Genomic DNA, 16,246 nt, shown 5'->3' with positions numbered 1-16,246 from the left:
CGCCTACGAATCCTGCCTGCGCGGACTCGGCAAGCTCGAAGCCAATCCGGCTGCGCTGGCGGCCGATCTCGACGCCAACTGGGAAGTGCTGGCCGAGCCGATCCAGACCGTGATGCGGCGTTACGGCGTCGCCAACCCCTACGAGCAGCTGAAGGAGCTGACGCGCGGCAAGGCCGGCATCACGCGCGACACGCTGCACGGCTTCATCGACGGCCTGACGATTCCGGATGCCGAGAAGGTGCGCCTGAAAACGCTGACGCCGGCGTCCTATACCGGGATGGCGGCCGAGCTGGCCAGGCAGATTTAAGGCAGTCTGATTTAAGCCGGATCGATGCAAGCCGGCGATTGAAGCGGAGTCACCATGTCCGAACACGCACTCGACGTCAACCTTGCCGACTTTCAGCAACACGTCCTCGAAGAATCGAAGCAGCGCCCGGTGGTGGTCGATTTCTGGGCGCCCTGGTGCGGCCCGTGCAAATCGCTGAAACCCATCCTGGAAAAACTCGCTGCGGAATACGGCGGCAAGTTCCTGCTCGCCAAGATCAACTCCGACGACAACCAGGAACTCGCCGCGCGTTACGCGGTGCGCGGCATTCCCAGCGTCAAGGCCTTCATCGACGGCGAGCCGGTCGACGAGTTTTCCGGCGCGCTGCCGGAAGGTGAGGTGCGCGCCTTTCTCGACCGCCTCGTCCCGAGCCCGGCGGACGAGCTGCGTGCGCAGGCCGCCGAACTGCGTCTTGCGGGCGATGCCTCGGCCGCGCTGCAGCGGCTGGCCGATGCGTCAAGACTCGCCCCCGCGCATGTCGGCGTACGGCTCGATGCCGCCGAAATCATGCTCGATCTGGGCGAAGCCGACGAAGCCCGCCGCCTGCTCGCGAGCGTGCCGGACGATGCCGATCCGCGTGCGCAGCAACTCAAGGCCCGGCTACAGTTCGTCGGCACGGCGGACGCGGACGAGGCTGCGCTGAGCGCGCGGGTGGCGGCGGATGAAAACGATCTGGAGGCGCGGCTGAAACTCGCCAACCTGCATGTGGCGGCCGGCCGGTTCGAGCCCGGCATGGCGCAGCTGCTGGAAATCGTCCGCCGTGACCGCGGCTTCGAGGACGACATCGGCCGCAAAACCCTGCTGTCGGTTTTCACCCTGCTGGGCGGAGGCGAATTGGTGAGCCGCTACCGGCGCCTGCTGGCGAGCGCGTTGAACTGATCGCAGGGGGCAGTGAATAGCCTGTCCCTTTTCGCCCCTGACTCTAGTCCAGCGCGACGTAGCGCACCGCGACGATGTCAACCTCGCGCCGCCCATCCGGGGTCTGCACGCTGACGCGGTCGCCCTCGCGCGCTTTCAGCAGGGCGCGTGCCATCGGTGAAATCCACGCTATGCGGCCGCGGCCGCGTCCGGCGTCGGCCTCGTCGATGCCGACGATGGCATAGGTGGATTCGCTGCCGTCCTGGTCGGCGATGGTGACGGTGGCGCCGAAAAACACCTGATCGGTGTCCTCGCGGCTGGCGGGGTCGACAACCTCGGCGTGCTCAAGGCGCTTGGACAGGAAACGGATGCGGCGGTCGACTTCGCGCAGCCGCTTCTTGCCGTAGATGTAGTCGCCGTTTTCCGAGCGGTCGCCGTTGCTTGCCGCCCAGGAGATGGTTTCCACCAGCTTGGGCCGCTCGACCTTCCACAGCTGGTTGAATTCGGCGTCCAGCCGTGCGTAACCTGCGGGCGTCATGTAGTTCTTCGATCCGGCAGGCAGCGCCGGCGCGACGATGTCGTCTTCATCGGCATCCGGGGCATCGGTTTCTTTCACGAATGCTTTGTTCATTTCGGGGGCGGCGACAGGGGGGCGGGGCCGGGTTCAGCGGCCCAGCAGATAGGCCAGCAGGGAGAGCGCCAGCGACATGAGAATGACACTGGTAAAGGGGAAGTAGAATACGCCCCGCTTGCGCTTGACCTGGACGTCGCCGGGCAGCCGCCCCAGCCCCAGACGGTTGAGCCAGGGGGTGAGCAGTCCCAATACCAATAGCGCCAGAACGAGTGTGACCAGCCATTTAACCATGAGGGGATTTTAGCCGATGGACGCAGTCTTGCCGCCGCAGTTTGAACGTACCCGGATTCTGCTCGATGCCGGCGAGCAGGCGCGGCTAGCCAATGCACACGTTCTGGTGGCCGGTTTGGGCGGCGTCGGCTCGTATTGCGCCGAGGCGCTGGCGCGTGCGGGGGTGGGACGGCTGACCCTGATCGATCACGATGTCGTCGCGGCATCGAACATCAATCGCCAGCTGCCCGCGCTGCTGTCCACGGTCGGGCAGCCGAAGGCCGAGTTGATGGCGGCGCGCATCCGCGACATCAACCCGGACTGCCAGCTCAGCGTGATCCGTGAGTTCCTGATTCCGGAAACCGTGGCCGACAGCGTGCCGGCCGATGTCGATTTCGTCGTCGATTGCATCGATTCGCTCAACTGCAAGGTCGCGCTGGTCGTCAGCAGCGTCGAGCGCGGCTTGCGCGTGGCGTCCAGCATGGGCGCTGGCAACAAGCTCGACCCGACCCGCATCCGGATCGCCGATATTTCGAAAACTAGCATGTGCCCGCTCGCCTCGGTGATGCGCAAGCGCCTGCGCAAGCGCGGCATTGCCAAGGGCGTGCTCACCGTGTTTTCCGATGAAGCCGGGCGCGCCCCGTTGCCGCCGCAGCCGGTCGAGGGGCGCGGCCGCGCCCGCGCAGTCAACGGCACCATCAGCTACATGCCGCCGCTGTTCGGCCTGATGCTGGCGGGGGCGGTGGTGCAGCGGCTGCTGGCCGCGTGACGCCTGCCTACGGCGGCGTCGCGCCTTCCGTCTGCCTGCGCTGCGCCTCCGCCGCGTCCATCAGCCAAGCTTCCGCCGCGCGCGCTTTTTCCAGCGCCTGAGTCTGCGTTGCGAATGCCGGGCTCGGGGTGGGTTCGGTTTCCGGATGCGGCGGCGGAGTGGGATCGCAGCCCGCCAGGATTAATGCAAGCGGAATCAGGGTCGTTTTCATCACGCATCCTCCAGTAATCCGGTGGGCAGGCCGTCGATGCTGAAGCGATTTTTTTCGCGCCAGTAATCGAGGAGGCCGAGCGGGCCTTTCTTGTCGACCCAGCGCGCCAGCGTGTCGCGTTCGCCTGCGTAGGTATACCTCGGCACGGCGTAACCGCACGAGGTCTGCACCGATTCGATGTCGAGGACGATGAGCTGGCGCTCGCCGGGAAGGGCGGGGAAATGGCGGCGCAATTCGGCCCACTCGGAATCCTGCCGGCGCACGGCACGGCCGCGCCCGTATAGCCGCAGGATCAGCGGGTCGGTGTCGAAGCTGCAGAACATCAACGTCATGCGGCCATCGTGCAGCAGGTGGGCGGCGGTTTCGTTGCCGCTGCCGGTGAGGTCGAGATAGGCGACGCGGGAGTCGGAAAGCACGCGCAGGCTGTCCATCCCCTTGGGCGACAGGTTGATGCGGCCGGCGGCGGTGCCGCTGGCGGTGAAGAACAGCTTCTGCGCGGCGATGAAGGCACGGTGTCTGGCTTCGAGCGCAGGGTAGAAGCGTGCCATCAGTTGATCTGCTTCCTGAGGAATTCGGTGAGGATGCGCAGGCGGGTCACGCTGTCATTCATTTCCAGCAGATTTTGTTTGATGGAAAGCGTGAGCGGCAGCACTTCGGACAGCCGGTAGCCCACCCATACGGCGTTGCCGAATTCGTGCGGCGCGGGGAAATGCGCGTCGCCGTATTCGTCGATGATGTGGCGCAGGATCTCGACGGCAAGTTCAAGCTCTTGCGGGACTGCCGTGGCGGCCTCGCCGCTGACCGTTTCCACGGTGCCGACGAGCAGGCCGCCGGGCTCGGTGCGGGTGCTGCGGATGACGAAGCGTTCCTCCGCCTGGGTGCCGATATGCAGGATGCCGGTTTGCGGCATGTCCCAGTCGGTGACGCGGACCAGCGTGCCGACGGAGTAGGGAACGGCAGGGGCGCCGCTCTCGGTGCCTTCGCGAATGGCGCAGATGCCGAACGGCGAATTTTCGGCGATGGCCTGTTTGACCATGTCGAGATAGCGCTGCTCGAAAATCCGCAGCGGCAACTGCCCGCCGGGGAAGATCACGGTATTGAGCGGGAATAGCGGCAAGCTGGCCTGTCTGGGCATGGCGCTCAATGGTCGTCGCCCCACCGCGCCATCAGCGCGTGCTGGATGCCCAGTTGGTCGAGGATGCGCGCGACGATGAAGTCGACGATATCCTCGACGCTTTGCGGCCGGTGATAGAAGCCGGGGTTGGCAGGCAGGATGACGGCGTTCATTCTCGACAGCGTCAGCATGTTTTCCAGGTGCAGGGTGGAAAACGGCGCTTCGCGCGGAACCAGGATCAGCTTCTTTTGTTCCTTCAGCATGACGTCGGCGGCGCGCTCGATCAGGTTGTCGGAGAGGCCGTGCGCGATCGCGGCGAGCGTGCCCATCGAGCATGGGCATACCACCATCGCATCGGCCGGATTGGAGCCCGACGCGAGCGGCGCATTCCAGTCTTCGCGGCCGAACACGCGCAGCTGGCCGTCGCCTGCACGGAGAGCGGCGGACAACTGTTTTTCGAGATCGCCGGCGCGCGCGGGCAGCGTCACGCCGAGCTCCTGCTTGGCGACGATGTGGGCGGCCTGCGATACCAGCAGGTAAACATTCAGATCGGCAGCCAGCAGGCATTCAAGCAGACGCAGGCCATAGGCCATGCCGGAAGCGCCGGAAAGCGCGAGGGTGACGGTGTTGAGGGGCGGATGCATGGCGCGAATTGTCGCTTGGATGCGGCCAATAATCTACTGTGCCGCCATCACGCCGCGCGGATCGCATCTAGCGCTTGCGGGCGCCTGCCGCGATTCTTGGCAGCGTCCGTCTGTCAGGCTCCGGGGCGGGCAAGCAGGCGCGCCACGATGACGCCGTTGACGGCGCCGAAAACCAGGGCGGCGGCGGCAAACACGGGCAGCAGTTTGATGAGCGCTGCGCCCGGCAGCAGCCATGCGCCGGCCAGCGCAAGCTGTCCGCCGATGTGTCCCCAGGCCGCCAGCACCGACAGGCTGACCGGGCCGAATGCGCGCGCGGGCAGGTGGCGTGCGAGTGCCAGCACCGCCAGGCTGGCGAGCGCGCCGGCCGCCGACAGCCAGAAGCCCGGCGCAAACAGGCTGCCCAGCAGCAGGCTGCCGGCCAGCACGCGCAAACCCGATACCCAGACCGCCGCGCGCCAGCCGTGCTGCAGCAGCACCAGCAGGACGACGATGTTGGCGAGCCCGGGTTTCACCCCGGGGATGGGGCTGGGGATCGCCGCTTCGGCCAGCGTCAGGCCGATTGCCAGCGCCGCCAGCCGCGCGATGCGGCGGTCGTCCGCGGTAACCGGCAGCTCAATAGCCGAGTGTGTCATAGGCCGAGGCATGCCCGCGGATTTCGAGGCTGACCTGATTCGGCAGGCACAGGGCCGCCTGCCCCGATTGCGTGAGCCAGCCCTGCTTCACGCACAGCTGGCGCGGCGAGGGGTCGGCCGCCACGCGGGCGCGGCCGGGTTCGATTTCGATCCGCGTGGTGCCGAGCGGGCCGTCAACGGCAAAGCGCTGCGCGTGGGTGAGCGCCGCGGTCTCCACCACCTGCCCGGCGGCGCGGATGACGACGGTGTCGCCGCGTCCGCCGCCCCAGGCAAACACCGCCAGCGCGACGACGATGCCGCCGCCCGCCAGCAGCACGCCGATATCGCCGGCACGCAGCAGCATCAGCTCAGTTCGCGGTGCCGTACCAGCACCTGCTCGCGTTCGCGGAAGGCGGCGGCCAGCGTTTCCGCGAAGTAGACGCTGCGGTGCTGGCCGCCGGTGCAGCCGATGGCCACGGTCAGGTAGGCACGGTGGTCGCGGATGAAGCACGGCAGCCAGTTTTCGACGAAGCCGCGGATGTCGGCCAGCAGCGCCATGGCGTTGGGGCTGGCTTCGAGAAAATCCTGCACCGGCCGGTCGCGCCCGGTGAGCGGACGCAGCTCGGCGACGTAATGCGGGTTGGGCAGGCAGCGCACGTCGAACACCAGGTCGGCGTCGAGCGGAATGCCGTGCTTGAAACCGAAGGATTCGAACAGCAGGGTGATGCGCGAACGGTCCTGGCCGATCAGGTCCTTGATCCATAGCCGCAGCGCCGAGGCGGAGAGGTCGCTGGTGTCGATGCGGTGCGCCAGCGGCGCGATGTCGGCGAGCATCTCGCGTTCGAGCTGGATGGCCTCCTGCAGCGAAACGCTGTCGCTGGACAGCGGGTGCCGCCGCCGCGTTTCGGAAAAGCGTTTGACCAGCGACAGGGTTTTCGCTTCGAGAAAGATCACCCGCAGGTCGGCGCCCTGGTTGCGCAGCGCTTCGGCGATCAGTGGCAGCTGCGTGAAACTTGCGCTGCTGCGCGCATCGATGGCGATGGCGATGCGGTCGTGGCCTTCGCGTTTCAGGTAGTCGACCAGCGGCTGCAGCATGGCGAGCGGCAGGTTGTCGACGCAGTAGTACCCGACGTCTTCCAATACCGCGATGGCGATGCTTTTTCCCGAGCCCGACAAGCCTGAAACCAGCACGATCTGCATCTCAGCCGCCCCCGTCGATGGCCGCCTGCTGGCGCTTGATGAACTGCTCGACCGGATTGATGCCGCGGCTTTTCAGAATGTGATTGCGCACCGCCACTTCGACCAGCACCGCCAGGTTGCGGCCAGCCGCTACCGGAATGCGCACCTTGGGAATGGCGACGTCGAGGAGGGTTTCGGTGGAGGCCACCATGTCGAGCCGGTTGAGGCCGACTTCGCCGATCTCCTGCGGATGCACCAGCTCGACGATGAGTTTGAGATTCTTCTGCAGCTTGACCGCCGTTTCGCCGAACAGGTAGCGGATGTTGAGGATGCCGAGTCCGCGCACTTCCAGAAAGTCGCGGATCAGCGGCGGGCAATTGCCTTCCAGCGTTTCCGGCGCGACATGCCTCAATTCGACCACGTCGTCGGCGACCAGCCGATGCCCGCGCGTGACGAGTTCCAGCGCCAGTTCGCTTTTGCCGACCCCGGCGTCGCCCTTGATGAGCACGCCGGTGCCGAGGACTTCGAGAAACACGCCGTGGATCGAAGTGGACTCGGCCAGGTGCTGCGTCAGGTAATGCCCCAGATAGGACACCAGGATCGGACTGGCGAGGGTCGAGGTGAACAACGGCGTTTCGGTGCGTTCCGCGCCATCGCTTAAAACGGCCGGCACGGTTTCGCCGTTGGAGACGACGATGGCTGCGAGTTCGCTCGAAAACAGGTGCTCGATGGCTTCCTGGAGGCCGGATTCGGACAGGCCGCGCAGGTAGTCCATTTCGGCGGGCCCGAGTACCTGCACCCGGTTCGGGTGGACGAAATTCAGGTGGCCGATGAGGGCCAGGGCCGGTTTCTGGATGGTTTCGGAAGACAGGATGCGCTGGCCGCCGTCGCGTCCGGCCACCCATTGCAGGCCGAGCTGTTCCGCCATGTCGCGGAACAGGGTTGCAACCGAAATTCGGCTTAGCTCGTCCATGCGCCGAGCAGCGCAATGAGGTCGTGCGGAGCGGCGGCGGCCAGCATTTTCGCGCGCATGGCGTCGTCGCCGAACAGCTGCGCCAGCTCCCCGAGAATTTGCAGATGGCGTTCGTTGGCGTCCTGGGGAACCAGCAAAATGAAGCACAGGGAAACCGGCTGGTTGTCGGGGGCATCGAATTCCAGCGGGGTTTTCAGCCGGTAAAACGCGCCGCTGGCATCCTTCAGGCCTTTGATGCGGCCGTGCGGAATGGCGATTCCGTGGCCGAGCGCGGTCGACCCGAGGCGTTCGCGCTCGAACAGGCTGGTGAAAATATCCGGGGCCTTGAGCGCGTGGGTTCTGGCGAACAGTTCGGCTGCGTGTTCGAACAGCTTTTTCTTGCTGGTAAAGCTCACATCCAGCAAGGTGGTGTCGGGGGTGATGAGGGGGGTGATTAGGTTCATGCCGGTTGCAAAGCCGGTTGGAAAAACCGGCACCTGCAGATTATACGCCCGGAGGCGGCAAACTGCCCCCGGTGTGCGTGGCTTCGATTCAAGCCGTTTGGCGTCAGGCGGCGCTTTCCGTCGGTTGATGCTTCAAACTGCCGCCGTCCTGATGGACATCCGAGATTTTTTCCTTGTGCTTGACGATTTGGCGGTCCAGCTTGTCGGCCAGCAGGTCGATCGCAGCGTACATGTTGCCGTCTTCGCTGCTGGCATGGAAGTCATGGCCCTTGACGTGCAAGGTGGCCTCCACTTTGTGCACCAGCTTTTCCACCTGCATGATGACGTTCAGGTTGATGACGTGGTCGAAATGGCGCTTGACGCGGTTGAGCTTCTCGGAAACGTAGTCGCGGATGGCTGGGGTCACTTCCAGGTGATGACCGGAAATCTTCAAATTCATAGCGCCTCCTAGGATCTGCTGAAAAATGCTGAGAGCCGGTTTCTGTTCCGGCTTCAGGAGCGATTCTTCACGCTCGATTTCATTGTGGAGCGAAAGCAGGACACATTCAAGCGCGCGGCCTCTTTTCGGACGGGTGCCGCCCGGAAAGCCTTTGCGATCAAAGCGCGCGGCGCATGTTGGCGGGAGGGATCTGCAGCGATTCGCGGTATTTGGCGACCGTGCGGCGGGCCACCACGATGCCCTGCTGACCGAGCACCTCGGCCAGTTGGCCGTCGGACAGCGGTTTCTTGCCGCTTTCGGCGGCGATCAGTTGTTTGATGAGTGCGCGTATGGCGGTCGACGAGCAGGCGCCGCCGCTATCGGTGGCGACGTGGCTGCCGAAGAAATACTTCAACTCGTACAGCCCACGTGGCGTCATCATGAACTTTTGCGTGGTGACGCGCGAAATGGTCGATTCGTGCAGCTCCACCACGTCGGCGATCTCGCGCAGCACCAGCGGCCGCATCGCCACCTCGCCGTGCTCGAAGAAATGCTTCTGGCGGTCGACGATGGCCTGCGAAACGCGCAGGATGGTGTCGAAGCGCTGCTGCACGTTCTTGATCAGCCAGCGCGCCTCCTGCAGCTGGCTGGCCAGTTGGCTGCCGCCGGACTCGCGGTGGCGCGCCAGGATGTCGGCATAGACGCGGTTGACGCGCAGCTTGGGCATGGCGTCGGCGTTGAGGCTGGCGATCCACATGCCCTTGACCTTGCGCACATACACGTCCGGGATGACGTAGTGCGTTTCGTCGGCGCCGAAGGCCGCGCCCGGCCGCGGGTTGAGCGAAAGAATCAGGGAACGCGCGGCGCGCAGCGTGAGGTCGTCGATGCCGAGCATCTTTTTCAGCTTGCCGACATCGCGCGCGGCCAGCAGATCGAGGTAATGCGTGGTCAGCCGCATGGCCGCATCGCGCGCCGGGGTGTCGGGCGGCAGGGTGCGCAGTTGCAGGGTCAGGCATTCGGCCAGATTGCGTGCGCCGACTCCGGTCGGGTCCATGTTTTGCAGATGCTTGAGCGCGGTCTCGACTTCTTCGGGTTCGAGTTCCTCGAGTTCGGCCTGCAGGCTGGCGACGATGTCCGCCAGCGGCTGGGTGAGGAAACCGGCTTCGTCGAGGTCGTCGATCAGCGCGGCGACCAGGGTGCGGTCGCGCAGGGTGAGCGGACTGACGATCAGCTGGTTCAGCAGATGTTCGCGCAAGGTCGCGCCGGAAACCGAGCCCTGCGCATAGTCGTTGTCTTCGTCGTCGCCGCTCGCGGTGCTGTAGTCGTTCCAGTCGGCATCGTCCAGTGCGGTGGCCGGTTCGGATTCGACGTTTTCCGGCGCAGGCGTTTCCGTGCCTTGCGCTTCGGCTTCGGCGGTATGCGCCGGTGCGTCGGCAGCGGCGTAACCGGCTTCGTCTTCGTCCTCGCGTTCCAGCAGCGGGTTGTCCTGCAGCATCTGCTCCAGCTCCTGATTCAATTCCAGCGTCGACAACTGCAGCAGCCGGATCGACTGCTGCAATTGGGGCGTCAGGGCAAGGTGCTGGCCGAGCTTGAGTTGAAGGCTGTGTTTCATGAATCTTGACTACGGCAAAAATCGTGCCGACTTGAATCAAGTGTACCGCGATTCAGTTGTGCAGGCCGCGCCTACAGGCGGAAATTTTCACCCAGGTAGACCTTGCGCGCGTTGTCGTCCTGGATGAGGAGGTCGGGCGTGCCGGCTATCAGTACGCGGCCTTCGTTGATGATGTAGGCGCGGTCGCAGATGCCGAGGGTTTCGCGCACGTTGTGGTCGGTGATGAGGACACCGATGTTGCGCTCGATCAGGAAATGCACCAGCTTCTGGATATCGATCACGGCGATGGGGTCGACCCCGGCGAAAGGCTCGTCGAGGAGAACGAAGCGCGGGTTGATCGCCAGTGCGCGGGCGATTTCGACGCGGCGGCGCTCGCCGCCGGACAGGCTGACCGCGGCGGCATCGCGCAGATGTTCGATGTGCAGATCCTCGAGCAGGTTGTTGAGATGCTCGTCGCGCTCGTCCTTGCCGTAAGGCTTAAGTTCCAGAATGGCGCGGATGTTTTCCTCCACCGTCATCTTGCGGAATATCGACGGCTCCTGCGGCAGGTAGGACAACCCCAGCCGCGCGCGCTGGTGGATCGCCATGTGGGTGAGGTCGTGGGTGTCCATCCGCACGCTGCCGCCATCGGCCGCGACCAGCCCGACCACCATGTAGAAGCAGGTGGTCTTGCCGGCGCCGTTGGGGCCGAGCAGGCCGACCACTTCGCCGCTTTCGACCTCGAAGGAGACGTCGTGCACCACGGTGCGTTTGCCATACGTCTTGCGCAGGCCCTGGGCGGAAATCCGGCTCATGGCTTGGCGGCGGGCTGCCCGGGGCGCGGTTTCGGGCGGATCACGGCGCGCACGCGGCCGCTCGGAGTCTGGGCGCCGGGCTGGCCGACGACCTTGTAGAACTCGGTGTCGGCGTTGTAGGAGATCTGCGCGCCGCGCAGTTCGTCGCCGTCGCGCCGCAAGCGGGCCTGGCCGATCAGTTCGAGCTGGCTGCTGGCGCTGTCGAACTCGATGCGGTCGGAGAATCCCTCGATGAATTCATCGCGGCCATCGAGCTTCTGGCGGAACGCCACCGGGCGGCCGACGGCGCTGATCTTGTCGAGTCCGCCGGCATTCTGCGTCACCTGCACACGGTCGGCTCGCAGCATCAGCGTGCCCTGGCTCAGGATCACGTTGCCCTGGTAGACGCTGATTTTCTTGATGTCGTCGAGGGTGACCGTGTCGGCCTCGAGGTTGACCGGCTTGTCGCGATCGGCCTTCTCGGCGTGGGCGGGCGAGATCAGCAGGGCAGCGCACAGAATCGCATAAACCCCTGTTTTCAATGTTTGCATGGCGTCAACTAAGCCCTTAGCTTTTTCCGGAAATATAACGGGCCTGCACCCGTCCTGTCAGTTTGATGACGCGTTGCCTGGCGTCGTATTCCATGGCGCTTGCGCGCAAATTCGAGGTGGCGTCGCGAATGTTCACCGCGCCCGGCGCGCGCAACCGGTCGCGTTCGGGAAAAACCAGCAGTCGCTCGGTGCGCAGCAGCATGGCGGATTGTCCCGGCCGGGCGGCGCGTTCCACGACGACGTTGCCGCGCAGATCCACCTCGTGACCGTCGGGCGAGACCGTGGCCTGGCGCGCCTCCGCGCTCACTTCGCCGGCCTGCACGCCCAACTGGAGGAAGCGGGGCGACTCCAGCTCGGTACGCTTGCTGCCGGAATAATGTTTGAGCTTCCTGGCGGACAAGCGATAGTGGGGGTTGCCTGCCGGATCGGTGCGCAGCGCATCGAAGTTTTCCATGATGCCTTCGGGATCGGTCCGGGCGGACGGGCTGTCGCTGGCCGGCAGTTCCACTGAACGCTCGATCCAGAAACTGAGCGCAGCCAGCAGCAGCAAAATGGCCAGCGGAAGCCACAACGACCCCCGCGCGATCATGCCGCCCTCGAACCGGCGGCGCGCGATGCGGCCCGTGCACGGTGCGTCATTTCAGATAAGGTGCCAGCACCGCGTCCAGCGTGCCCTGCGCGCGCATCAGGAATTCGCAGGCTTCGCGCACTGCGCCGCGCCCGGCTTCGCGGGTGGTGACCAGATGGCTGTGCGCCTTGACCAGATCGGGCGCCGCGGGCACGGTGATCGCCAGGCCGGCGCGCCGCATCACCGGCAGATCGACGACGTCGTCGCCCATGTAGGCGGTGGTTTCGCTGGCGATGCCGAGTTCGCGGCACAGTGCTTCATAGACCGCCAGCTTGTCGTGCGCGCCCTGGTGGACGATTTCGATGCCGAGATTCCTGGCGCGGTGTTCCACCACCCGCGAACTGCGCCCGGTGATGATGGCGAGCTCGACGCCGCTGCTCTTGAGCATTTTCAGGCCGTGGCCGTCGAGCGAATTGAAGCCTTTGTATTCCTGTCCGTCGTCGGCCAGGAACAGGGTGCCGTCGGTCATCACGCCATCGACGTCGAATGCGACCAGCCTGATTCTGCGTGCGCGGGCGGTCAGGGCCGCATTCATCCCGTCGGCAGTCATCAAACCACCCCCGCTTTCAGCAGGTCGTGCATGTTGAGCGCGCCCAGCAGGGTGTTGTCGGCGTCGACCACCAGCAGGCCGTTGATTTTCAGCGTTTCCATTTTTTCTACCGCCGCCACGGCGAGTTCGTCCGCGCGGATTGTTTTGGGGTTTTTGGTCATCAGGTCGACCACCTGCGCCTGCTGCAGGTCGAGCGCGTGCTCCAGGGCCCGCCGCAGGTCGCCATCGGTGAACACCCCCGCCACTTTGCCGGCAGCGTCGACCACGGCGGTCATGCCGAGCCCTTTTTGCGTCATTTCGAGCAGGGCGAGCTTGAGCGAGGCGGTGCTGTCGATTTTCGGCAGCGCGTCCCCCGTGTGCATGACGTCGTGCACATGGATGAGCAGCCGCCGCCCCAGGCTGCCGCCGGGATGGGTGCGCGCGAAGTCGTCGGCCGAGAAGCCGCGCACGTCGAGCAATGCCACCGCCAGTGCGTCGCCCAGCGCCAGCGCGGCGGTGGTGCTGGCGGTGGGCGCCAGGTTGAGCGGGCAGGCTTCCTTGTCGACGCCGGCATTGAGGTGCACGTCGGCCTCGCGCGCCATGGTCGAGCCGGGATTGCCGGTCATCGCAATGAGTTTGGCGCCACGCCGCTTGATGAGCGGCACGATGCTGACGATTTCGCTGCTCTCGCCCGAGTTCGACAGTGCCAGCACCACGTCGTTGGGCGCGATCATGCCGAGATCGCCGTGGCTGGCTTCGCCCGGGTGCATGAAAAAGGCGGGGGTGCCGGTGGACGCCAGGGTGGCGGCGATCTTGCTGCCGATGTGCCCCGACTTGCCCATCCCCGACACCACCACGCGGCCGCTGCACGCCAGGATCAGCTGCACGGCGTCGGCAAAGCCGGCGTCGAGACGCTCGGACACGGCGCGCAGGGCATCGGCTTCGATGTCGAGTACCTGGCGCGCCAGCACCAGCAAATGTTCGGGAGAAGTGGATTGGGGCTGCATGGTCGGCAAGTATACTAAAGCCTGTCTTTCCCTCCCCGTTTTCCTTGATGCATTCCAGCCTCCAGCTCGTGCTGATCCTGCTTGCGGCCGCCGTGCTGGTGGTGGCTGCGGCGCGGGCGCTGCGGCTGCCGACCATGCTCGGCTATCTGGTGACCGGAATTGCCATCGGCCCGTTCGCGCTGGGATGGATTCCGGACAGCGAGGAAGAGCGTTACCTGGCCGAATTCGGCGTGGTGTTCCTGATGTTCTCCATCGGCCTGGAGTTCAGCCTGCCGCGCCTGATGAGCATGCGCGCGACGGTGTTCGGCTTCGGCGGCGCGCAGGTGGTGCTGACCATCGCCTGTGCCGCGCTCATCGCCTGGCTGCTCGATTTGCCGCTGCTGGCCGCGGTTGCGCTGGGCGGCATCATGTCGATGTCGTCGACCGCCATCGTGTCGAAGCTGCTGGCCGAGCGGCTGGAAATCCAGACGCCGCACGGGCGGCAGATTTTCGGCGCGCTGCTGTTCCAGGATCTGGCGGTGGTTCCGCTGCTGATCCTGATCCCGGCGTTTGCCAAGGATGCCGACGACATGGGGATGGTGCTGGGGCTGGCGGTGTTGAAGGCGGTGGCGGTGCTGGGGTTTCTGCTGTTCGTCGGCCAGCGCGTGATGCGTCCGTGGTTCCAGTGGGTGGCGGGGCGCAAGTCGCCCGAACTGTTCACGCTGAACCTGCTGCTGTTCACCCTGGGGCTGGCCTTCCTGACCGAGAGGGCGGGCCTGTCGCTGGCGCTCGGTGCCTTCCTCGCCGGCATGCTGGTGTCGGAAACCGAATACCGCTACCAGGTGGAAGACGACATCAAGCCTTTCCGCGATGTCCTGCTGGGGCTGTTCTTCGTCACCATCGGGATGCGGCTCGACCTGATGCAGGTGATGCTGAACTGGAACAGTGTGCTGCTGCTGGTGGCGGCAATCGTCATCGGCAAAGGCGTGCTGGTCGCCGGGCTGGCCACGGCCTTCGGCAGCAGTCGTCCCACCGCCGTGCGAACCGCGCTGGGGCTGGCGCAGGCGGGCGAATTCGGCTTCGTGCTGCTGGCGCAGGCGGCAGACCTCAAGCTGCTGGGCGCCGACATCACCCAGCCGGTGCTGGCGGCAATGGTGGTATCGATGCTGATCGCGCCGTTGCTGATCAATCGCATGGACAGCCTCACCCGCCTGCTTGCCGGCAGCGAATGGGCCGGGCGGGCGAAGGAAGTGCACGACATCGCGGTCAAGACCTTCGGCAAGACCCGGCATGTGATCGTCTGCGGCTACGGCCGCAGCGGGCAGAACCTGGCGCGCCTGCTGGAGGCCGAAGGCATCAACTTCGTCGCGCTCGATGCCGACCCCGAGCGTATCCGCGCGGTGGCGGCGTCCGGCGTGTCGGTCGTGTACGGCGACGCCAGCCGCCGCGAAGTGCTGGTCGCCGCCGGCCTCAGCCGGGCGCAGGCGGTGGTGGTGACCTATTCCGACGTGCATTCGAGCATGGCGATCCTGCGCCACGTGCGCGAACTCAAGCCGGAGTTGCCGGTGGTGGTGCGCACCATCGACGACACCCACATCGACGCGCTGAAGGCGGCGGGGGCGGCCGAGGTGGTGTCCGAGGTGATGGAGGGCTCGCTGATGCTCGCCTCGCACGCGCTGATGCTGGTGGGGGTGCCGTTGTCCCGGGTGCTGAAACGCGTTCGCGATGTGCGCGAAACGCGTTACGCCATGATGCGCGGTTTTTTCCGTGGCGCCAGCGACGCCGACGACGAGCTCGACCAGCAGACCCAGCCGCGCCTCAATACCGTCCTGATCACGCAGGGCGCAGCCGCGGTGGGGCGCAGCCTGGAAGAACTGGCGCTGGACGCGTTGCTGGTGGAGGTGGTGGCGATCCGCCGCCAGGGCATCAAGGGGATCGATCCCCAGCCCGATACCCGAATCCAGGCTGGCGACGTGCTGGTGCTGCGTGGCGCCGCCGACGGGCTGGCGGCGGCGGAGTTCAGGGTGTTGCAGGGTTAAGGGTTCTTGCAGACTACGTAAATGTTAGTGCCATTATCCACATAGTTGGCGGCAGGTGGGGCAGCTGGCAAAGCGTCGTTCAGTCCATCCCATTACACACAACTTCAATGCCTCACCGTAACATGCTGACTTCTCTGGTAATACGAGGTTTGCGTGATGAGCTGGGCGGCGGAGGAGTTCAAGGATATCGATCTCGGCGACAGGCGTCTGGACAAGCGCACGGTGCTGCTGGCCGAGCGCATGGCCGCCAATCCGATGGCCAGCATTCCGCAAGCGTGCGGAGGCTGGGCGGAAACCCAGGCGGCGTATCGCTTTCTGTCCCAGGACGACGTTGAATGGGAAGCCATCCTTGCGCCGCACTGGCGCAGTTCCGAGGCGCGCATGCGCGCCCATCCCGTCGTCCTGTGCCTGCAGGACACCACGGAACTGGACTTCAACGGGCAAGGCATTGCCGGTCTGGGACCGCTGTCCTATGAAGCGCAGCGTGGCATGTACGTCCATCCCACCTACGCGGTTAGCCCGGAACGGGAACCCCTGGGGGTGCTGGATGCCTGGATGTGGGCGCGCGAGCCCAAGGACGCGGACGGACAACGGGGCGGCCTGCTGGAAAGCACCCGCTGGACGGAAGGCTACATGCGCATCGCCGAACTGGCGGCCAGCCTGCCGGACACCCGTCTGGTGTACGTGGCGGATCGGGAGGCCGACATCGTGGCCCTGATGGCGCAAGCCCGCGATCTGG

The 16,246-nt window shown here is 65.5% G+C and carries 22 protein-coding genes and 1 pseudogene; 5 read left to right on the top strand and 18 right to left on the bottom strand.

The genetic code is table 11. The features are described 5' to 3' along the window. Positions 1 to 307, top strand: a pseudogene (locus tag BGO62_RS16295) (adenylosuccinate lyase); the annotation flags it as partial. Between the two features lie 54 nt (positions 308 to 361). Continuing rightward, the gene (locus tag BGO62_RS16290) at positions 362 to 1,204 is read left to right on the top strand and encodes a co-chaperone YbbN (RefSeq protein ID WP_296644568.1); all 843 of its coding nucleotides are present in this window, start codon (positions 362 to 364) and stop codon (positions 1,202 to 1,204) included. A 43-nt stretch (positions 1,205 to 1,247) separates the two neighbouring features. On the opposite strand, the gene greB is transcribed toward BGO62_RS16290, so the two are convergent. Further along, positions 1,248 to 1,814, bottom strand: coding sequence for a transcription elongation factor GreB (gene greB / locus BGO62_RS16285; RefSeq protein WP_296644566.1), 567 nt, complete (start codon positions 1,812 to 1,814; stop codon positions 1,248 to 1,250). Between the two features lie 33 nt (positions 1,815 to 1,847). Continuing rightward, on the bottom strand, positions 1,848 to 2,048 hold the full coding sequence (locus tag BGO62_RS16280; protein ID WP_296644563.1) for a DUF2905 domain-containing protein: 201 nt from the start codon (positions 2,046 to 2,048) through the stop codon (positions 1,848 to 1,850). Between the two features lie 16 nt (positions 2,049 to 2,064). Here BGO62_RS16280 and BGO62_RS16275 point away from each other — a divergent pair, with 16 nt between their 5' ends. Further along, the gene (locus BGO62_RS16275) at positions 2,065 to 2,796 is read left to right on the top strand and encodes a tRNA threonylcarbamoyladenosine dehydratase (protein ID WP_296644560.1); all 732 of its coding nucleotides are present in this window, start codon (positions 2,065 to 2,067) and stop codon (positions 2,794 to 2,796) included. Positions 2,797 to 2,803: 7 nt separating this feature from the next. Here the strand turns inward: BGO62_RS16275 and BGO62_RS16270 are convergent, their stop codons facing one another. The 16 genes from BGO62_RS16270 to BGO62_RS16195 all read right to left on the bottom strand — a co-directional run bounded on the left by BGO62_RS16270 (position 2,804) and on the right by BGO62_RS16195 (position 13,489). Then, a complete protein-coding gene (locus tag BGO62_RS16270; protein WP_296644557.1) occupies positions 2,804 to 3,007 on the bottom strand; it encodes a hypothetical protein in 204 nt (67 codons plus the stop codon). Next, complete coding sequence (locus BGO62_RS16265) at positions 3,007 to 3,555, bottom strand: pyridoxamine 5'-phosphate oxidase family protein (protein ID WP_296644555.1); 549 nt, start codon at positions 3,553 to 3,555, stop codon at positions 3,007 to 3,009. Before BGO62_RS16265 ends, BGO62_RS16270 begins: the two co-directional genes overlap by 1 nt. Next, positions 3,555 to 4,142: an LON peptidase substrate-binding domain-containing protein gene (locus BGO62_RS16260; protein ID WP_296644551.1), complete on the bottom strand. Its 588-nt coding sequence runs from the start codon at positions 4,140 to 4,142 to the stop codon at positions 3,555 to 3,557. Before BGO62_RS16260 ends, BGO62_RS16265 begins: the two co-directional genes overlap by 1 nt. A 5-nt stretch (positions 4,143 to 4,147) precedes the next feature. Further along, complete coding sequence (locus BGO62_RS16255) at positions 4,148 to 4,765, bottom strand: flavin prenyltransferase UbiX (RefSeq protein WP_296644548.1); 618 nt, start codon at positions 4,763 to 4,765, stop codon at positions 4,148 to 4,150. 113 nt (positions 4,766 to 4,878) lie between these two features. Continuing rightward, complete coding sequence (locus BGO62_RS16250; RefSeq protein WP_296644546.1) at positions 4,879 to 5,397, bottom strand: Gx transporter family protein; 519 nt, start codon at positions 5,395 to 5,397, stop codon at positions 4,879 to 4,881. Continuing rightward, a complete protein-coding gene (locus BGO62_RS16245) occupies positions 5,378 to 5,740 on the bottom strand; it encodes a NusG domain II-containing protein (RefSeq protein ID WP_296644543.1) in 363 nt (120 codons plus the stop codon). Before BGO62_RS16245 ends, BGO62_RS16250 begins: the two co-directional genes overlap by 20 nt. After that, entirely contained in the window at positions 5,740 to 6,576 is an 837-nt protein-coding gene (gene rapZ, locus BGO62_RS16240) for an RNase adapter RapZ (RefSeq protein WP_296644541.1), read from the bottom strand. The genes BGO62_RS16245 and rapZ overlap by 1 nt, the downstream gene beginning before the upstream one ends. A 1-nt stretch (position 6,577) precedes the next feature. Further along, positions 6,578 to 7,528, bottom strand: coding sequence for an HPr(Ser) kinase/phosphatase (gene hprK, locus BGO62_RS16235; protein ID WP_296644539.1), 951 nt, complete (start codon positions 7,526 to 7,528; stop codon positions 6,578 to 6,580). Beyond that, complete coding sequence (locus tag BGO62_RS16230) at positions 7,516 to 7,971, bottom strand: PTS sugar transporter subunit IIA (RefSeq protein WP_296644536.1); 456 nt, start codon at positions 7,969 to 7,971, stop codon at positions 7,516 to 7,518. The genes hprK and BGO62_RS16230 overlap by 13 nt, the downstream gene beginning before the upstream one ends. 103 nt (positions 7,972 to 8,074) lie before the next feature. Then, positions 8,075 to 8,410, bottom strand: a complete 336-nt coding sequence (raiA, locus tag BGO62_RS16225; protein WP_296644533.1) for a ribosome-associated translation inhibitor RaiA — start codon at positions 8,408 to 8,410, stop codon at positions 8,075 to 8,077. A gap of 157 nt (positions 8,411 to 8,567) precedes the next feature. Then, positions 8,568 to 10,001: an RNA polymerase factor sigma-54 gene (locus BGO62_RS16220; protein WP_296644529.1), complete on the bottom strand. Its 1,434-nt coding sequence runs from the start codon at positions 9,999 to 10,001 to the stop codon at positions 8,568 to 8,570. 71 nt (positions 10,002 to 10,072) lie between these two features. Next, positions 10,073 to 10,795, bottom strand: a complete 723-nt coding sequence (gene lptB / locus BGO62_RS16215) for an LPS export ABC transporter ATP-binding protein (protein WP_296644527.1) — start codon at positions 10,793 to 10,795, stop codon at positions 10,073 to 10,075. Further along, complete coding sequence (lptA, locus tag BGO62_RS16210; protein WP_296644524.1) at positions 10,792 to 11,325, bottom strand: lipopolysaccharide transport periplasmic protein LptA; 534 nt, start codon at positions 11,323 to 11,325, stop codon at positions 10,792 to 10,794. The genes lptB and lptA overlap by 4 nt, the downstream gene beginning before the upstream one ends. Before the next feature lie 16 nt (positions 11,326 to 11,341). After that, positions 11,342 to 11,914, bottom strand: a complete 573-nt coding sequence (lptC, locus tag BGO62_RS16205; RefSeq protein ID WP_296644521.1) for an LPS export ABC transporter periplasmic protein LptC — start codon at positions 11,912 to 11,914, stop codon at positions 11,342 to 11,344. 46 nt (positions 11,915 to 11,960) lie between these two features. Further along, positions 11,961 to 12,503 (bottom strand): HAD-IIIA family hydrolase, encoded by a 543-nt coding sequence (locus BGO62_RS16200; RefSeq protein WP_296644519.1) that lies wholly within the window; start codon positions 12,501 to 12,503, stop codon positions 11,961 to 11,963. Beyond that, a complete protein-coding gene (locus tag BGO62_RS16195; RefSeq protein WP_296644516.1) occupies positions 12,503 to 13,489 on the bottom strand; it encodes a KpsF/GutQ family sugar-phosphate isomerase in 987 nt (328 codons plus the stop codon). The genes BGO62_RS16200 and BGO62_RS16195 overlap by 1 nt, the downstream gene beginning before the upstream one ends. 47 nt (positions 13,490 to 13,536) lie before the next feature. Between BGO62_RS16195 and BGO62_RS16190 the strand changes: the two genes are divergently transcribed. Together BGO62_RS16190 and BGO62_RS16185 are read left to right on the top strand one after the other, a co-directional pair. Next, on the top strand, positions 13,537 to 15,507 hold the full coding sequence (locus tag BGO62_RS16190) for a monovalent cation:proton antiporter family protein (RefSeq protein WP_296644513.1): 1,971 nt from the start codon (positions 13,537 to 13,539) through the stop codon (positions 15,505 to 15,507). Between the two features lie 186 nt (positions 15,508 to 15,693). Continuing rightward, positions 15,694 to 16,246, top strand: a 553-nt coding sequence (locus tag BGO62_RS16185) for a transposase DNA-binding-containing protein (protein ID WP_296642261.1), incomplete at its 3' end; no start/stop codon positions are given.

The organism is Thiobacillus sp. 65-1402, assembly GCF_001897685.1.
GTDB lineage: Bacteria > Pseudomonadota > Gammaproteobacteria > Burkholderiales > Thiobacillaceae > Thiobacillus.
The sequence above is the reverse complement of the archived record's forward strand: the minus strand, read 5'-3'. Positions and strand labels throughout refer to the sequence as shown.